Source organism: Flavobacterium sp. Sd200 (genome assembly GCF_009826935.1).
Classification (GTDB): Bacteria; Bacteroidota; Bacteroidia; order Flavobacteriales; family Flavobacteriaceae; genus Flavobacterium.
In genome coordinates this window covers 22296-38045 of sequence record NZ_WUMN01000010.1, presented here as the reverse complement: position 1 = coordinate 38045, position 15750 = coordinate 22296, and the positions used below count along the sequence as shown (strand labels likewise).

12 protein-coding genes are annotated in these 15750 nt (G+C 39.5%); 3 read left to right on the top strand and 9 right to left on the bottom strand.

Annotated features, from left to right (window positions below; genetic code table 11):
* Window positions 1-342: 342 nt before the first annotated feature.
* The 3 genes from GR160_RS17940 to fahA form a co-directional block, all read right to left on the bottom strand.
* Complete coding sequence (locus tag GR160_RS17940; RefSeq protein ID WP_160751281.1) at window positions 343-1581, bottom strand: MFS transporter; 1239 nt, start codon at window positions 1579-1581, stop codon at window positions 343-345.
* 233 nt (window positions 1582-1814) lie between these two features.
* Window positions 1815-3059 carry a Na+/H+ antiporter gene (locus GR160_RS17935; protein ID WP_160751280.1) on the bottom strand — a complete coding sequence of 415 codons (1245 nt, stop codon included), beginning with the start codon at window positions 3057-3059 and terminating at the stop codon, window positions 1815-1817.
* 488 nt (window positions 3060-3547) lie between these two features.
* Window positions 3548-4834 (bottom strand): fumarylacetoacetase, encoded by a 1287-nt coding sequence (gene fahA, locus GR160_RS17930; RefSeq protein WP_160751279.1) that lies wholly within the window; start codon window positions 4832-4834, stop codon window positions 3548-3550.
* Between the two features lie 109 nt (window positions 4835-4943).
* Between fahA and glyA the strand changes: the two genes are divergently transcribed.
* On the top strand, window positions 4944-6218 hold the full coding sequence (gene glyA, locus GR160_RS17925) for a serine hydroxymethyltransferase (RefSeq protein ID WP_160751278.1): 1275 nt from the start codon (window positions 4944-4946) through the stop codon (window positions 6216-6218).
* Window positions 6219-6294: 76 nt separating this feature from the next.
* Here glyA and GR160_RS17920 read toward each other — a convergent pair whose 3' ends face one another.
* From GR160_RS17920 to GR160_RS17910, 3 genes are all read right to left on the bottom strand, one after another.
* Complete coding sequence (locus tag GR160_RS17920; protein WP_160751277.1) at window positions 6295-6795, bottom strand: porin family protein; 501 nt, start codon at window positions 6793-6795, stop codon at window positions 6295-6297.
* A 103-nt stretch (window positions 6796-6898) separates the two neighbouring features.
* Window positions 6899-7681, bottom strand: coding sequence for a hypothetical protein (locus GR160_RS17915; protein ID WP_160751276.1), 783 nt, complete (start codon window positions 7679-7681; stop codon window positions 6899-6901).
* A 49-nt stretch (window positions 7682-7730) separates the two neighbouring features.
* Window positions 7731-8573, bottom strand: coding sequence for a UDP-2,3-diacylglucosamine diphosphatase (locus tag GR160_RS17910; protein ID WP_160751275.1), 843 nt, complete (start codon window positions 8571-8573; stop codon window positions 7731-7733).
* Window positions 8574-8733: 160 nt separating this feature from the next.
* Here GR160_RS17910 and aroC point away from each other — a divergent pair, with 160 nt between their 5' ends.
* Together aroC and GR160_RS17900 are read left to right on the top strand one after the other, a co-directional pair.
* Entirely contained in the window at window positions 8734-9789 is a 1056-nt protein-coding gene (gene aroC / locus GR160_RS17905; protein ID WP_160751274.1) for a chorismate synthase, read from the top strand.
* Between the two features lie 143 nt (window positions 9790-9932).
* Window positions 9933-10781 carry a T9SS-dependent choice-of-anchor J family protein gene (locus tag GR160_RS17900; RefSeq protein WP_160751273.1) on the top strand — a complete coding sequence of 283 codons (849 nt, stop codon included), beginning with the start codon at window positions 9933-9935 and terminating at the stop codon, window positions 10779-10781.
* A 65-nt stretch (window positions 10782-10846) separates the two neighbouring features.
* Here the strand turns inward: GR160_RS17900 and thrC are convergent, their stop codons facing one another.
* The 3 genes from thrC to thrA form a co-directional block, all read right to left on the bottom strand.
* Entirely contained in the window at window positions 10847-12139 is a 1293-nt protein-coding gene (gene thrC / locus GR160_RS17895; protein WP_160751272.1) for a threonine synthase, read from the bottom strand.
* A complete protein-coding gene (locus tag GR160_RS17890; RefSeq protein ID WP_160751271.1) occupies window positions 12136-13059 on the bottom strand; it encodes a homoserine kinase in 924 nt (307 codons plus the stop codon). Before GR160_RS17890 ends, thrC begins: the two co-directional genes overlap by 4 nt.
* Window positions 13060-13145: 86 nt before the next feature.
* Window positions 13146-15596, bottom strand: a complete 2451-nt coding sequence (gene thrA / locus GR160_RS17885) for a bifunctional aspartate kinase/homoserine dehydrogenase I (RefSeq protein ID WP_160751270.1) — start codon at window positions 15594-15596, stop codon at window positions 13146-13148.
* Window positions 15597-15750 lie beyond the last annotated feature (154 nt).

Genomic DNA, 15750 nt, shown 5'->3' with positions numbered 1-15750 from the left:
GACCCGGTGTAAAAAACATGTTTTGTTTTCAATTCAGTATAAAATAAAAGTGAATATTAAGAGCTAAAAACTTTGCGGCAACTATTGTAACAGCCGCACCATCCGGCACAGTACCGGGGTGTTAATGCGCAACATAGCGTTACTATGTAATTCAGGTTTATTCATCGGTGCAAATGTATAGTATTTATGAAATATAAAAGCCTATTTTGATGTAAAAAAATCAAATATCACTAATAAACTCTAAAAAGTTATGGTTTAGTGCCTAAGCATATAAATACTATAGCAAATAACGCTCCAAAAAGTGAAGCGTTACAGGTTTTATTTTATTTTTTATATGATTAACTATTGTTTAGTTTTGCGTTTGCTGCCTGTCTCTTTTAAAAACAAGCTAACAGTTGCTGCGGCTAATGTTATAAATACAAAAAATAATAATGATTGCTTAAATACCGCCTCAGTGTTAGTGCTGTTATTTATAGCCGTACCATACAAATGGCTGAAAACAGGTCCTAAAAGCGAGGTAACACCAAAGGTTAAAAAGTTTATAATTCCTGTAGCACTGCCTTTTACATTATCAGGATTTGCCTCTTTTATAATGGAATAAGGTATCATTGCAGCACCCGATACGACTCCTAAAATAAACATACTTATATATGGACTGTATAATCCCGGTAAATAGCATAATTGTATAAGGCTTAGTGCCATTGCTATTGCACCTGCGGCAAGCACGGGTTTGCGTTTGCCAATTTTATCGGCAAGCCATCCCATTAATGGGCATCCAACAGCCCAGCCCATTGGTACTAATGCGCAGGCTATTGTGGCAGTACTGTAATCCAATCCCCGCCCTGACTGAAAAAATGCCACTCCCCAGGTCATGGCAAAAATTGTGGTAGGGGAAAACAGTAGTCCTGAGACCAAACCCGATAAGTAGCTTTGCGGGTTGCTAAGTACAATTTTATAGGGTTCGAACAGGTTTCCTTTAGTTTGAGCTTTAACTGTATTTTCTCCCGGGTTTGGTGTGAAATAATAGACCAATGCTGCGATAGCAAAGCCAATAAGTCCAAAGCCAATCCAGAAACTTATAAGGCTTACACCGCCTTTTAATATTGGTGCAGATAAGAATTGCCCTGCCGAACCTCCTATCATGCCTAAACTTTGTGTTGCACCTATTGCAGTTGCCAAATGTCTTGGCGAAAATGCCCTTGCGGCAAGATATACGCAGGCAGGAAATGCAAGTGCCGATCCCATGCCCTGCATAAGCCTCCCTGCATAACCGCTATAGGTGTTAGCCATAGAAAAAAGAACGCATCCAATACCTAGGATGATCACTCCAACAAATAACGGATATTTTGCACCCAGGCGGTCTATGGCTAATCCTGCTGCCAGGCTGGTTAAAGAATAGGTGAGGTAATAAGTTCCTACTATACTGCTAACAGTGCCAAGGCTTGCGGAAAATACTGTTGTAAGTTGTGGCATCATAATGCTTGGTGCAGATCGAACCGCATATTCTACAGCATAAAACAGGAGCCCTAATGCCCAGGCTATTATAAAAGGATTGCTTTTTTGTTTTAAAGAAGTTATCATAATAATTTTAATGTCTCTTATAGAAGCATTAAAGTTACGACCTATGATTTGATTTAAAACACAAAAAGATTATTATAAGATAATTATTGATTATTAGTTAGTTATTTTCGTATAAAATTATGAGATGTTGAAAAATAAATGCAAAACTTAAAGTTGATAAATGCTTATAAGTAGTTTAGGTTTTTATGCTATGTGAATTTCATAATTTATTGGTTGAATAATTTAGCCTTTTATTATTTCCCATTAAGCTTCCTGACAACAAAAGGCAATGTTAAACCTTGGCCTATAAGTGTAAACAATACTACTGCTACAGATATAAATATTATTTCGTTTCTGAGAGGAAAAGCAGTGCCATCGGCGAGTTCGTTGGGTAATCCCAAAGCAATAGCTAACGATACTATGCCCCGCATGCCTGACCAGCTTATAATAAGGCTGTTTTTAAAATCGAGTAACGCACCTTCACTTATCTTTCTCTTTTTAGAGGTAAACGCTCTTTGCAGGTTTATTTTTTGAAGAAAAACGCGCGCCATCCTCAATGCCAGGGCAGCTACAGTGATGGCAAATGCCGCCAATATATAGAATCCTGCCTGCGATGCCTCTATGTTTTTTAATACGTAAGGAAACTGCAGACCTATAAGTATAAATATAAGGCCGTTAAGCATGAATAAAATAATATCCCAAATTGCCTTAGACTCATGTTTAAATGATGCAGGAAAAACCCTGTTGCTAAAATGGGCAATAGACAGGCCAAGTGTTACTACTGCAATAACCCCCGATACATGCAGGTCTTCTGCCAACAGATAGGTTATGAAAGGCATGATAAGCATAAAACTTGTAATCACTATTTTATCTTTATTAACCCTCATGAGTATAAAAGACAGTACTTTACCCATAATAAAACCAATTAAAAAACCACCGCCCATAAGCACCAGAAACTCTAAAGAGGCTTTCCATAGAACAAAACTTGTTCCGGTTACAGCCGCTACAGCAAAACGATAGGCTACAAGGGCGCTGGCATCGTTTATAAGGCTTTCTCCTTCGAGTATGGTATTGGTTTTGTGCGATATGCCTAAGCCCTTAGTGATGCTCATGGCAGCAACGGCATCGGTGGCAGAGAGTATGGCTCCAAGGACAAACGCCAAAGGCCAGGTCATGCCCGGTATAAGATAATAGGCAACCACAGCAATGCCTACCGCAGTAAGAAAAACCAATGATATTGCCAATGTGCCGATAGTGTTTATGTTGGTTTTAAACTCGGTAAACGAAATGTTGAAGGCTGCATCATATAATAATGGCGGCAGAAAAATGAGGAAGATTATTTCGGGGTTGATCTCGACTTTAGGTACTTCGGGAATAAACCCAATGCTTATACCTGCTACAATAAGTAAAATAGGGTAGGGCAGCTTTATTTTATCAGCCATGGCTGAGAGGCCAATCATTAAAGCGAGTATAAACAGGACTACAGTGTAATTTTCCATGAAAATGGTTTAGTGTGTATTTTCTCAAATATAAAAATTTAAGGTAATACTGTCAAAAATTAATACCTACAAGATCTTGAAGGCAGAGGTGTTAGGAAGACGAAATCAAGGGGTTTTTAGCTCCGTTTGGAGCGATATCTTTATAGAAAAATAGGCCGTGTTGCTCATTAGCTTCGGAGAAGCGGCATGTAAAAATAACATGTCGCCCCTCTGGGGCTTAAAAAATCGCTCTTTTTCTTTACTATAAACATTTCATCCCTCCGGGACTTACTTTCTGTACCAATAAAAAAGATACATTAATTATCTTCCGAACACCTGTGTCTTAAAGTCCTTGCAGGAGTTTAAAAGTAATAAATTACTACCATACTAACCTGCAAGGTTTTTTTAACCTTGTAGGTTTAAAGCTAAATCTTTATTATAAATCACTAAACAAAAAAAATCACCAACTGATATGACTCAATTGGTGATTTCGTTATTCAAATGATAAACTATCTACCTCTCTCAAATGGTGGCAGCAATTTACTGCTCACTTCGCCAAAGCCTATACGGGTAGTATCGTTTTGGCAATAACCGCGCATAATTACAGTATCGCCATCATTTATAAATTTACGTTCGCTGCCGTCTTTAAGCTGTAACGGGTTTTTACCGCCCCAGCTCAGTTCCAGCATCGAGCCAAAACTATCAGGTGTTGGGCCTGATATAGTTCCGCTACCCATAAGGTCGCCACTGTTAACGCGGCAGCCGTTTATGGTATGGTGAGCAAGTTGTTGGCTCATGCTCCAGTACATATATTTAAAGTTACTGTTACAAATTACAGTTTCTTCTGTCTCTTCGGGTTGTATAGCAACCTGCAGCTTAATGTCAAAAGCATGTTCACCTTCCTGTTGCAGGTATTCTAAAGGTTTAGGTTCCTGATCAGGGCCTTTGGTACGGAAAGGCTCTAATGCATCGAGCGTTACTATCCATGGTGACATAGATGAAGCAAAGTTCTTGGCAAGGAATGGCCCCAGTGGCACATATTCCCACTTTTGTATATCGCGGGCGCTCCAGTCGTTAAATAAAACAAGGCCAAATATATGTTCTTCGGCTTCTTCCACAGGTATAGGCTCGCCCATAATATTGGCATCGGTAGTAATAAAAGCCATTTCAAGCTCAAAATCTACCAGTTTGCTTGGGCCAAAAACCGGCTGGGTTTCGCCATTAGGCAGCGTTTGCCCCAGCGGCCTGTGCACCGGTATGCCCGATGGCACAATAGTACTGCTCCTGCCGTGATAGCCCACAGGCAAGTGAAGCCAGTTAGGCAGCAGTGCATTTTCAGGATCGCGAAACATCTTACCTACATTGGTAGCGTGCTCTTTGCTACTGTAAAAATCAGTATAGTCTCCAATAAGCACAGGAAGTTGCATTTCTACATCTTCTATATCAAAAACCACTACGTTCTTGTGGTCCTCATTATTGCGCAGGCTGTTGTTGTTTTCGTCAAAAAGTTCGGCAATACGATTGCGAACCAGTCGCCATGTTTTTTTGCCATCGCTAATAAAATCATTTAGTGTATCCTGCATAAACATATCGTCAGTAAGCTCTATACCTTCAAAATAGTTTAGCTGTTGCAGGGCACCAAGATCTATGGCATAATCGCCAATGCGTGTGCCAATGGTAACTACATCGTCTTTGGTTATAAACACTCCAAACGGAATGTTCTGTATTGGGAAATCGCTGTCTTTAGGCACATCAAGCCACGATTTTCTATTAGGGTCGTTTGCTGTTAGCGGCATTTTTATAGTTTGTTTTTTGCTTTATTGAATTTATCAAATATAGTTTCATATCTCGTTTTACCAAACGTTTTTTGTACTTTTGTCATCTAATTTAACGAAAAATTATACAATGCAACGCGACGAACAAATTTTTGACCTTATTCTTGAAGAGCAGGACAGGCAGATTCATGGCCTTGAACTTATTGCATCTGAAAACTTTGTAAGCGACCAGGTAATGGAAGCAGCAGGGTCTGTACTTACCAATAAATATGCCGAGGGCTACCCGGGCAAAAGGTATTATGGCGGATGCGAGGTTGTAGATGTTATAGAGCAAATAGCAATAGACAGGGCGAAGGCATTGTTTGGTGCAGAATATGCTAACGTACAACCTCACTCAGGTTCTCAGGCTAATGCATCGGTATATCATGCATGCTTAAAACCGGGCGATAAAATATTAGGATTTGACCTTTCTCACGGTGGCCACCTTACACACGGCAGTGCCGTAAACTTTTCGGGAAGGCTTTACGTTCCTGTTTTTTATGGTGTTGAAAAAGAAACAGGTCGTTTAAATTATGATAAAATTCAGGAAATAGCTACTGCTGAAAAACCACAGATTATAGTTGCCGGTGCTTCGGCTTATTCGCGCGACATGGATTTTGCACGTTTTCGTGAAATAGCTGACAGTGTAGGTGCTATTTTACTTGCTGATATTTCGCACCCGGCAGGGCTTATTGCCAAAGGCTTAATGAACGACCCTATACCGCATTGCCACATTGTTACTACTACAACCCACAAAACCCTTAGGGGGCCAAGGGGTGGACTTATACTTATGGGTAAAGATTTTGAAAACCCATGGGGACACAAAACGCCTAAAGGCGAGATACGAATGATGTCGGCTTTATTAGATCTTGCTGTTTTCCCTGGCAACCAGGGCGGGCCGTTAGAGCATATTATTGCTGCTAAGGCAGTGGCTTTTGGCGAGGCACTATCTGATGAGTTCTTTACTTATGCAAGGCAGCTACAAAAAAATGCTAAAGCTATGGCAGAAGCATTTGTAAAAAGAGGTTATGATATTATTTCGGGAGGTACAGATAACCACATGATGCTTATCGACCTTAGAAACAAAGGAATAAGCGGTAAAGAAGCTGAAAATGCTCTTGTTAAGGCTGAAATTACTGTAAATAAGAATATGGTTCCGTTTGATGACAAATCTCCATTTATAACATCGGGTATCCGTGTGGGTACGGCGGCAATTACCACCCGTGGTCTTGTTGAAGCTGATATGGAGACCATTGTTGAATTGATAGACAGGGTGATTACTAATCATACTGATGAGGCTGTAATTGAAGAAGTAGCCGATGAAGTAAACGATATGATGAGCGAAAGGCCAATATTTGTTTTCTAAATATTAGTTTGACTCAAAAGCAAAAATCCTTCCTTAAATAATTTTAAGGAAGGATTTTTTATATGTGGATATTTCTCTAGAATTTATATCTTACTGAAAGACCAAGATCCGGACCAAAATTATCTCCGCGATAATCATCGTTAAAATAAATTTCAGGTCTGAAATCAAGAGATATTTGTAGCGGAATGTCAAAATTATATTCTATGCCTATATCTCCTGCAACAAAAATAAAGGTTCCGTCTTCATCATGACGATGATCGCCGTCATAGTAGTAATGGTCGTGGCTCCATGTTCCTAAACCTCCACCTACACCTGCATACCAGTTAAACCCACCTTCAATGTTCCATACCCATTGGTACAGTGCAGCAAGTTTTACAGCGTCATAATGATTAGAATCACGCCATCCAAGATCTAACTCAAGCCTGTTGGAAGGAGAGAAATATCGCTGATATGATACCTCTGCACCAAAACCATCGTTATCGCCAAGCCGTAAACCTATTGCATTTTTTCTGTCCTGAGCCTGAGTGCTAAAAGCAACACCAGCCAGTAAGAAAGCACTAATAAATAATTTTTTCATAATGATTCGTGTTAGTTGTTTATTCTGCAACAAATGTACTTTCTCTATTTTTGTAGGAATATCATTATGTTAAAGAATTAACAGTTATCATTATGTTAAAAATTTATTCATTGTATAGAATCAACAGTTCCTGCTGCGTTTCATTTGCAGTTGCAGGTATACCGAAACTATTGGCAAGCGTTGGATTTATACTATAAGTAAAATGAGAATCAGTTTTTATCAGCCCAACGTTTTTGGCATAATATTGCTGAGACACCAAAACATCCTGTGGGGCTAATAATACAAAATCAGGTACATCGGCCATCGATATTTTTAAATTAATTTTGGTTTCAACATTTTCTACCTCTGCAAATGTCCTGCCATTAACAATTAAGTTGTTTAAGTCTTCTTTGGCAGTCGTGGTAAGAGTATAATCAAGCCTGAAATTTATACCGCTATATGCCTGTGTGGTAGTACCGGTAACCGTTCCAATAACATCGCCCGGATTTGCATTTTCTTTAAGTAACGGAAGGTCGGTGATCGAAATAGAGAACGGAAAATCTTCCGATACATTTATAGATGCACTGCCGCTCACTAAAAGCATATCTCCATCTTTCCTGATACCGTTGTTCCTTAAAGCCGCATTGAAAAAACCGGTCGGGGCTTCTTTTGTTTTTAGTTTTTTGTAAGTCTGAGTACCAATAACAGTGTCATTAGCTACATATAGAGAGTCCCGTCCGTCCTGAAGGCTTCCGTCTACATTATAAACCCAGTAATCAGAATTTTCAAGGGGAAAGAAAACATTTTCTGATTCTTCGGGTGTACTGTTGTTTGTGGCATCATCATCGCTGGAACAGGAAACAAAAATTCCTGCCGCAGCAAAAAATAAAAAAGCAATTTTCTTCATGGTTAGTTATATTAAGTTTTGCGCTAATATAACCAAGATTTTGAACGGTTTAAACTATTTTCTTATTAAAAAAGAGTGTTGCTACAAGTTGTTGCTCCAATTGGGCATCCATCTCTATATATTCTTTATCTTTAACAGTTTCCTTTTCGGTTTGAGCATCATAGCGGTACAAATTCCACTTCTTTTTGTTGTACTCCAAGGCCGTCAGGTTTTCTATCCAGTCACCGCTGTTTAAATAAAGAACACTTCCTTTTTTATTTTCTATATTGCTTACTTTAGGTTCGTGTATGTGTCCGCAAATTACATAGTCATAGTTGTTCTCTATAGCAATTTCGGCAGCAGTAGTTTCAAAGTCAGATATAAACTTAACCGCTTTTTTAACCCCCGATTTTATTTTTTTAGATAGCGAATAAGGTTCTTTACCCATTTTGGCAAGGATAAAGTTTATAAATCGGTTTAAAAGAATCAGATAGTCGTAACCAAGTCCGCCCAGTTTAGCAATCCATTTGGCGTGGTGTACAGAGCTGTCAAAAACATCACCATGAAAAAACCAGGCTTTTTTACCGTCAAGTTCAAGAACAACCTTATCTACAATGCAAACATTGCCCATTTCTGTATCGCTGAATTTACGCAGCATTTCGTCATGATTTCCTGTAATATAATATACTTTAGTGCCTTTGGCGGCAAAGTCTAACAGCTTTTTTACAACCTTTAGGTGCGACTTAGGAAAATAAGATTTCCTAAATTGCCAAATGTCTATAATGTCGCCGTTAAGAATAAGTGTTTTGGGTTTTACAGAGGCTAAATAGTGCAGCAGCTCTGTTGCATGGCAGCCGTATGTGCCTAAATGAACATCAGAAAGAACAACCAGGTCAACGTTCCTTTTCTTCATAATGTGTTTCTTGCAAAGTACAAGTATGCATATTATAAAGCATTTAGCTTAATGTTATTAAATGGTTTGGGTTGCGAGGGTGTGTATTAAATTTATGCTAAGCCATTTTTATTTTAATAACACGGCAGAACGGGTTATATTTGTTTAAAACAATTATTACATGGCAGCGAATACTTTTGGCCGCATTTTTATACTTACTACTTTTGGAGAATCACATGGAGAAGCTATTGGCGGAATTATTGATGGCTGCCCACCGGGAATAACATTAGATATGGATGCTATACAGCATGAACTTAACAGGCGCAAACCTGGGCAGAGTGCTATTGTAACCCAGCGTAAAGAGCCCGATGAGGTAAAGTTCTTATCAGGAATATTTGAAGGAAAAACTACTGGGGTTCCTATAGGTTTTATTGTGCCCAATACTAACCAAAAGTCAAATGATTATTCGCACATAAAGGATGTGTATCGTCCTTCGCATGCTGATTATACATACGATCAAAAATATGGCATACGCGATTACAGGGGAGGAGGCAGGAGTTCTGCACGCGAAACTATTAGCCGCGTTGTAGGCGGTGCCATTGCAAAACAGGTAATTCCGCAAATAAAAATAAATGCATTTACATCGTCTGTGGGCGATATATTTATAGATAAGCCCTATCAGGCTCTTGATTTTGACCTTACCGAAAGTAATGCTGTGCGTTGCCCGGATACTGAATCTGCCGCAAAGATGGAAGAGTATATTAAACAGATAAGAAAAGAAGGCGATACAGTAGGAGGAACGGTTACCTGTGTAATCCAAAATGTTCCTGTTGGTTTAGGCGAGCCTGTTTTTGATAAGCTACATGCCGAACTGAGCAAAGCTATGCTCAGCATTAATGCGGTTAAAGGTTTTGAGTATGGTAGTGGCTTTTGTGGTGCCAAAATGAAAGGCAGTGAGCACAATGATATCTTTAACCCCGATGGCAGTACTAAAACCAACCTTAGTGGAGGTATACAGGGTGGCATTAGTAATGGTATGGATATTTATTTTAGAGTGGCTTTTAAGCCTGTGGCAACAATTATGCAGGAACAGACCACTATAGACAGTAGCGGTAATGAAGTGCAAATGCATGGCAAAGGCAGGCACGACCCATGTGTGGTGCCACGCGCAGTGCCTATTGTAGAGGCTATGGCGGCGCTTGTACTGGCAGATTTCTATCTTTTAAGCAAAAAGTAATAAATATCTTTAATACGAAAGTTTTAATAAACAGGTAGTTGTGTTGCGTAATATTAAATTTATCGGTTAGTTTTTTAAATTAACTTTTAAACATTGTAAAGAATATCTTATTTTTTTAGCTTTGCAGCCTCAAAATTAATTTTATGAAAAGAAAACTACTTTTAGGCGCACTGCTTATGGGTGCACTAACTACAAATGCACAAATATTAAACGGAACTTTTGAAGACGAAGCTGCATTACAGGGATGGAGCGTTTATGACATTGATGGCGACCAGAGGGCATGGGGTGTTTTTGAAGCAGGTGAATTGAGCGATTCATGGGGGTTAGAAGGTAATTATGCAGGATCTGAATCTTGGGATTTTTTAACTGGAGAAGGTCTTACACCGGACAATTATCTTATTTCACCACTTATTCAAATACCTGAAAGCGGGGCTACTTTAAATTTTTTAAAAGGTCATACTTATTATGATGCTGAAGATGGTGCTGCAGACCAATTGTCTGTATATATCCTTACAGCTGATAATGCCCAAGACGTTACAGATATTCCAAATATCCCAACAATTTATCATGAAGTTTTTGATACTCCTGTTCCAAACTCTCAAGCTGTTGCTGTGTTGGAAACACTGGATCTTAGCGATTATGCAGGTCAGGAAATTGCAATTGCCTTTAGGCATCATGAGGGTTACAACCAGGATATGATATTTATTGACAGCGTTATTGTTACAGAAAATACAGCCGGACGTAACGATGCTTTAGCAAAACAGTTTAAAATATTCCCTAATCCTGCTACATCTGTTGTAAACATTGCAAGCCCTAACGTTGCTATAAATGAAGTTAGTTTTACAGATGTTAACGGTCGTGTGGTGAAAACTGAAAAAGTAAATGCTTTAACAGATGCAACTGTGAATATTACTGGTTTATCTGCAGGTATTTATTTCATGAAAGTTTCTTCAGATAAAGGCAGCTTTGTAAAAGAAGTTGTTAAGAACTAAATCTTAAAGATTTATAATATATTTACCCCTCTTTCGAGGGGTATTTTTTTTGCTAAGAGTTACTTTTAGGATAACAAATATTCTTTTAGCTCTTCATAACTGCTGATTTCGATAGCCTTTTTAGTGCCGTTTAAAACGCTTTTGATTTGTTGCGGAGTTTCAATTTTAAGCTTGAGGTTTTTTTCAATGCTATTGGCAAACTTAACCGGGTGTGCAGTTTCTAAAAATATACCACTATAGTCTTTTTTGCCCTCAAGATATTTTTTCAATCCCAAATACCCTACAGCACCATGAGGGTCGCATAGGTATTCATCTTCTGCATATACCTTTTGTAGGGTCTCCACTGTTTGTTTATCATCAAAACTATAAGACGTAAATTCGCTTTCAAGAGCACCAAACTGTTTATCGAATAATTCCAGTATGCGCACAAAATTGCTCGGGTTGCTAACATCCATCGCGTTTGATAGTGTTTCTATGGTTGCAGATGGTACATATTCCTGAGAATTCATAAATCTTGGCACTGTATCGTTGGCATTTGTAGCGGCTACAAAATGAGCTATGGGCAGACCAATTTTTTTAGCCATCATTCCTGCGCAAATGTTGCCAAAGTTGCCGCTTGGCACTGCTACTACAATAGGTTTATTTTTTGCCTTAAGTGCTTTATAGGCAAAAAAGTAGTAAAACATTTGCGGTAGCCAGCGTGCAATATTTATAGAGTTGGCCGATGTTAGGTTTACACCTTTTAGTTCATCATCTAAAAATGCCTTTTTGACCATATCCTGACAGTCGTCAAAGGTGCCGTTTACTTCCAGTGCGGTAATGTTTTGCCCCAGAGTAGTTAGCTGTTTTTCCTGAACGTCGCTCACTTTGCCGCTAGGGTAGAGTATAACAACGTTAATGCCTTCCACACCAAGGAAGCCGCTGGCTACGGCACCGCCCGTATCACCCGACGTAGCTACAAGAATGGTTATTTTTTTATCGGTTTCATCTTGCGTAAAATAGTTTAGGCATCGCGACATAAAACGTGCACCTACATCTTTAAACGCCATTGTAGGACCATGGAATAGTTCTAAAGCATAAACATCTTCTTCAACTTTTACTACAGGAAAAGGGAACGACAATGTTTCTTCTACAATTTGCTTTAGTTTATCCTGAGGAATTTCATCGCCTATAAAAGGCGTTATTGCTTTTAATGCAACCTCAGTATCACTGTAGTTTTCTACGTTCTCTATAAAGTCAGCATCCAATTGTGGTATGCTTTCCGGAAAGTAAAGCCCTTTATCGGGCGCTATGCCGGTAATAGCAGCTTCTTTAAACGATACGTTGTGTTGTGGGTTATTTAAACTATAGTATTTCATGATAATATTTTTATACCGCTTACATTTATAGGTGACACATGCACCTCAAACGGAATTCCTGTTTCTTTCATTATGTTTGCCATGGCTTGGCCCGCTTTTTTAGCAGTAGCTTCTCCTTTGCTTAATGCAAATACCGATGGCCCGCTACCCGATATTCCACCGCCTAAAGCACCAGCCGTAACAGCACCGGCCTTAAGCTCATCAAACTTAGGAATAAGAATACTGCGTACAGGCTCTACCAGCTCATCGTGCAGCGAACGGCCTATAAGGTCGTAATCTTCTGTATATAATCCGCTTATAAGCCCGCCAAGGTTGCCGCATTGTATGGTCGCTTTTTTTAGGCTTATATTTTCTTTAAGCACCGATCTTGCATCTTTGGTCTTTAATTCAATTTGTGGATGTATGACCGTTGCATACAGTTTAGAAGGCGATTTTATAGCAATAATATCTAACGGATCATAACTGCGCACAAGTGTAAAACCGCCAAGCAATGCGGGGGCTACATTATCGGCATGGGCGGTGCCGCTGGCCAGTTTTTCTCCCTGCATGGCATACTGTACCAGCTCTTTATCGCTTAATGGGCTGCCTAATAAATAATTTATGCCAAATACCGCGCCCGTTGCACTGGCTGCACTGCTGCCTATGCCGCTACCTGCCTTTATATTTTTTTGGATGCTGATGCTGAAACCACAATCAGGTTTCAAAGCCTCAATCAATGCCAAAGCCGCCACGCCTGCCACGTTCTTTTCGGCTTCAAGAGGCAGGTTGGCACCAATAATACTTGTTATTTTTATACCTTTTTCAGGTGTTTTGGTTATAGTCATGGTATCGCCCACGCTGTCAAGGCACAAACCAAGCACATCAAACCCACACGAAACGTTGGCAATAGTGGCAGGGCAAAAAAGGGTTATCTCGTTCATAATATTTTTTTCAAACACGAATTACACCAATTTTCACAAATTATTACAAAAAAGGATTAGTGAAATTAGTGCAATTCGTGTCTCTACTATTTATTTCCAATACGTATTACATCTGCAAAAATGCCCGAAGCGGTTACATCAGCTCCTGCTCCTGCACCCTTAATTATAAGAGGCTGGTCGGCATAACGGTCAGTAGAGAAAAGTACTATATTGTCTTTACCTTCAAGATTATAGAACGGATGGTCGGCCGGAATGAACTGTAAACTAACATTCGCTTTTCCGTTTTTAAACGATGCTACAAATTTAAGTTTGCTGTATTGTGCCCTGGCTTGTGCATAAAGGTTATTAAAGTGTTCGGCATGGTCTTTTAACGACTGTAAAAAGTCTTCGTTGTTAGTTGTGGCAAGGCATTCTTCCGGTAGGAAAGAATGGGTTTCGATATCGTCTATCTCCATTTCGTAGCCACTCTCGCGAATAAGGATAACGAGTTTGCGTTTAACATCAATACCACTAAGGTCTATCTTAGGATCCGGTTCTGTATAGCCTTCGGCCATGGCCTGTTTAACCACATCATGAAAAGAGTTATTCTCATCAAAGTTGTTAAATATAAAGTTTAGGCTACCGCTAAGCACAGCCTGTATTTTGTGTACCCTGTCGCCGCTGGCAACCAAATTTTTAAGTGTATCTATAATTGGAAGCCCTGCGCCCACATTGGTCTCAAACAAAAACGGAGCATTGTATTGCCTCGATAAACTTTTAAGATGCTTATAATTAGAATATTCTGATGCGCAGGCAACTTTATTACAGGTAACAACCGCTATGCTATTTTTTAGATACTGGGCATAACTGCCTGCAACTACATCGCTGGCAGTATTGTCTACAAAAATACTGTTGCGCAGGTTGAGTTCTTTTATTTTGCTAACAAAACCATCGGTGCTTGTGGCCTCTCCGCTTTGTAACAACGATTTAAAGTTGGCAAGGTCAATACCTTCTTCATCAAAATACATTTTTTTAGAGTTAGAAAGCCCTGCTATGCGTACGTTTATCTTAAGGTTATCTTTAAGATAATTGTATTGTGAGCGTATCTGGTCAAGGAATTTTTCTCCCACATTACCTACACCCATAACAAACAGGTTGAGCTGTACGGTAGCGTCTTCAAAAAAGGTTTCGTGCAGGGTATTAAGCGCTTTCTTGACGTCTTTTTTATCAATTACCGCCGATATATTTCTTTCAGAAGCTCCCTGCGCGATGGCGCGGATGTTAATATTGTTCTTGCCCAACGAGCTAAACATGCGCCCGCTAAGGCCCTGAAAGTTTTTCATGTTTTCGCCCACCACTGCAATTATAGAAAGCCCGTTTTCAATAATAGCAGGATAAATTTTGAGCTGCTTTATTTCAAAATCAAATTCGGCATTAATAGCGGTTTCAGCCTTTTTGGCTTCAGCTTCGGCAATACCAAGGCATATAGAATGCTCAGACGATGCCTGTGTAATAAAGATAACATTGATATTTTCTTTAGAAATAACTTCAAACAAACGTTTTGAGAAACCTGCCACACCCACCATACCGGGACCTTCAAGGGTAATAAGTGTAATGTCGTCTACATTGCTTATACCACGAATAGGGTTGCTGCTTTTAACCTCTGGTACTTTATTAATGGTACTACCGTGTGCTTCCGGCTCAAAAGTATTTTTGATATGAAGGGTAATATCTTTATTCAGTATCGGCTGAATGGTAGGGGGGTAGAGCACTTTTGCACCAAAATGCGAAAGCTCCATGGCTTCTTCAAAAGTAATGTAAGGTATCGGTTCAGCCTGCTTAACAATTTTAGGGTTGGCGGTATAAATACCGTTTACATCGGTCCATATTTCAAGGCTTTCCACATCAAGGGCTGCGGCAACAATGGCTGCAGTATAATCGCTTCCGCCGCGACCTAAAGTTGTTGTATGTCCGTCAGCCTGCTGAGCAATAAAACCGGGCATTACAAAAATATCGTGTTTTTTGGCTTTAAAATAATCGGCAATAAGTGCATTGGTTATCTCAAAGTTTACAACTGCTTTACCAAAGCGGCTGTTGGTTTTTATAAGTTCGCGGCTGTCTGCAAGGGCAGCATCTTCGTCCTGTGCTTTTAATACTTCCGATATTATGTAAGACGATAATACTTCTCCAAACGACAGTATCAAATCTTTTGTGCGCTCAGATAATTCTTCTAATAAGTAGCAGCCATCTAATAAGGTTTCAAGGCGGTTAAGTTCTCTTTTGGCATGGCTCAGCACACTGCTTTGGCCTGTGGCAGGAACGAGCGTTTTAATAACCTCAAGGTGGCGTGACTCAACTTTTTCGAGTACCTGTTTGTAATCTTCGCTTTTTTCGCTGGCACTAATGGCAGCAGATAAGAGCAAATCGGTTACTCCTCCTAGGGCAGAAACCACCACAACCACGGGTGCAGTTTGCTTTTTTTGTTTAACAATATTTATACAGAGCGATATATTTTGTGCATTGGCTACAGATGTTCCGCCAAACTTTAAAATGTTCATGAGTAGGTATTTAGATTTATGGTAATGGTTGGCTAAGTTATTTAAAAAATAACCATGGCAGGTGTTCTATATGTAAAGATTATACCCCCAATGGGGTGGTGGTAGTTGATGTAATAGTAATATTTACCACCCCGGCAGTAGTATTGCCGATGCC

Excerpts from the sequence above, each read along its gene's own strand:
- GR160_RS17940 (WP_160751281.1), bottom strand. The coding sequence starts at position 1,581 with ATGATAACTTCTTTAAAACAAAAAAGCAATCCTTTTATAATAGCCTGG.
- GR160_RS17890 (WP_160751271.1), bottom strand. The coding sequence starts at position 13,059 with ATGAACGAGATAACCCTTTTTTGCCCTGCCACTATTGCCAACGTTTCG.
- thrC (WP_160751272.1), bottom strand. The coding sequence starts at position 12,139 with ATGAAATACTATAGTTTAAATAACCCACAACACAACGTATCGTTTAAA.
- GR160_RS17910 (WP_160751275.1), bottom strand. The coding sequence starts at position 8,573 with ATGAAGAAAAGGAACGTTGACCTGGTTGTTCTTTCTGATGTTCATTTA.
- glyA (WP_160751278.1), top strand. The coding sequence starts at position 4,944 with ATGCAACGCGACGAACAAATTTTTGACCTTATTCTTGAAGAGCAGGAC.
- fahA (WP_160751279.1), bottom strand. The coding sequence starts at position 4,834 with ATGCCGCTAACAGCAAACGACCCTAATAGAAAATCGTGGCTTGATGTG.
- GR160_RS17935 (WP_160751280.1), bottom strand. The coding sequence starts at position 3,059 with ATGGAAAATTACACTGTAGTCCTGTTTATACTCGCTTTAATGATTGGC.
- GR160_RS17915 (WP_160751276.1), bottom strand. The coding sequence starts at position 7,681 with ATGAAGAAAATTGCTTTTTTATTTTTTGCTGCGGCAGGAATTTTTGTT.
- aroC (WP_160751274.1), top strand. The coding sequence starts at position 8,734 with ATGGCAGCGAATACTTTTGGCCGCATTTTTATACTTACTACTTTTGGA.
- thrA (WP_160751270.1), bottom strand. The coding sequence starts at position 15,596 with ATGAACATTTTAAAGTTTGGCGGAACATCTGTAGCCAATGCACAAAAT.
- GR160_RS17900 (WP_160751273.1), top strand. The coding sequence starts at position 9,933 with ATGAAAAGAAAACTACTTTTAGGCGCACTGCTTATGGGTGCACTAACT.
- GR160_RS17920 (WP_160751277.1), bottom strand. The coding sequence starts at position 6,795 with ATGAAAAAATTATTTATTAGTGCTTTCTTACTGGCTGGTGTTGCTTTT.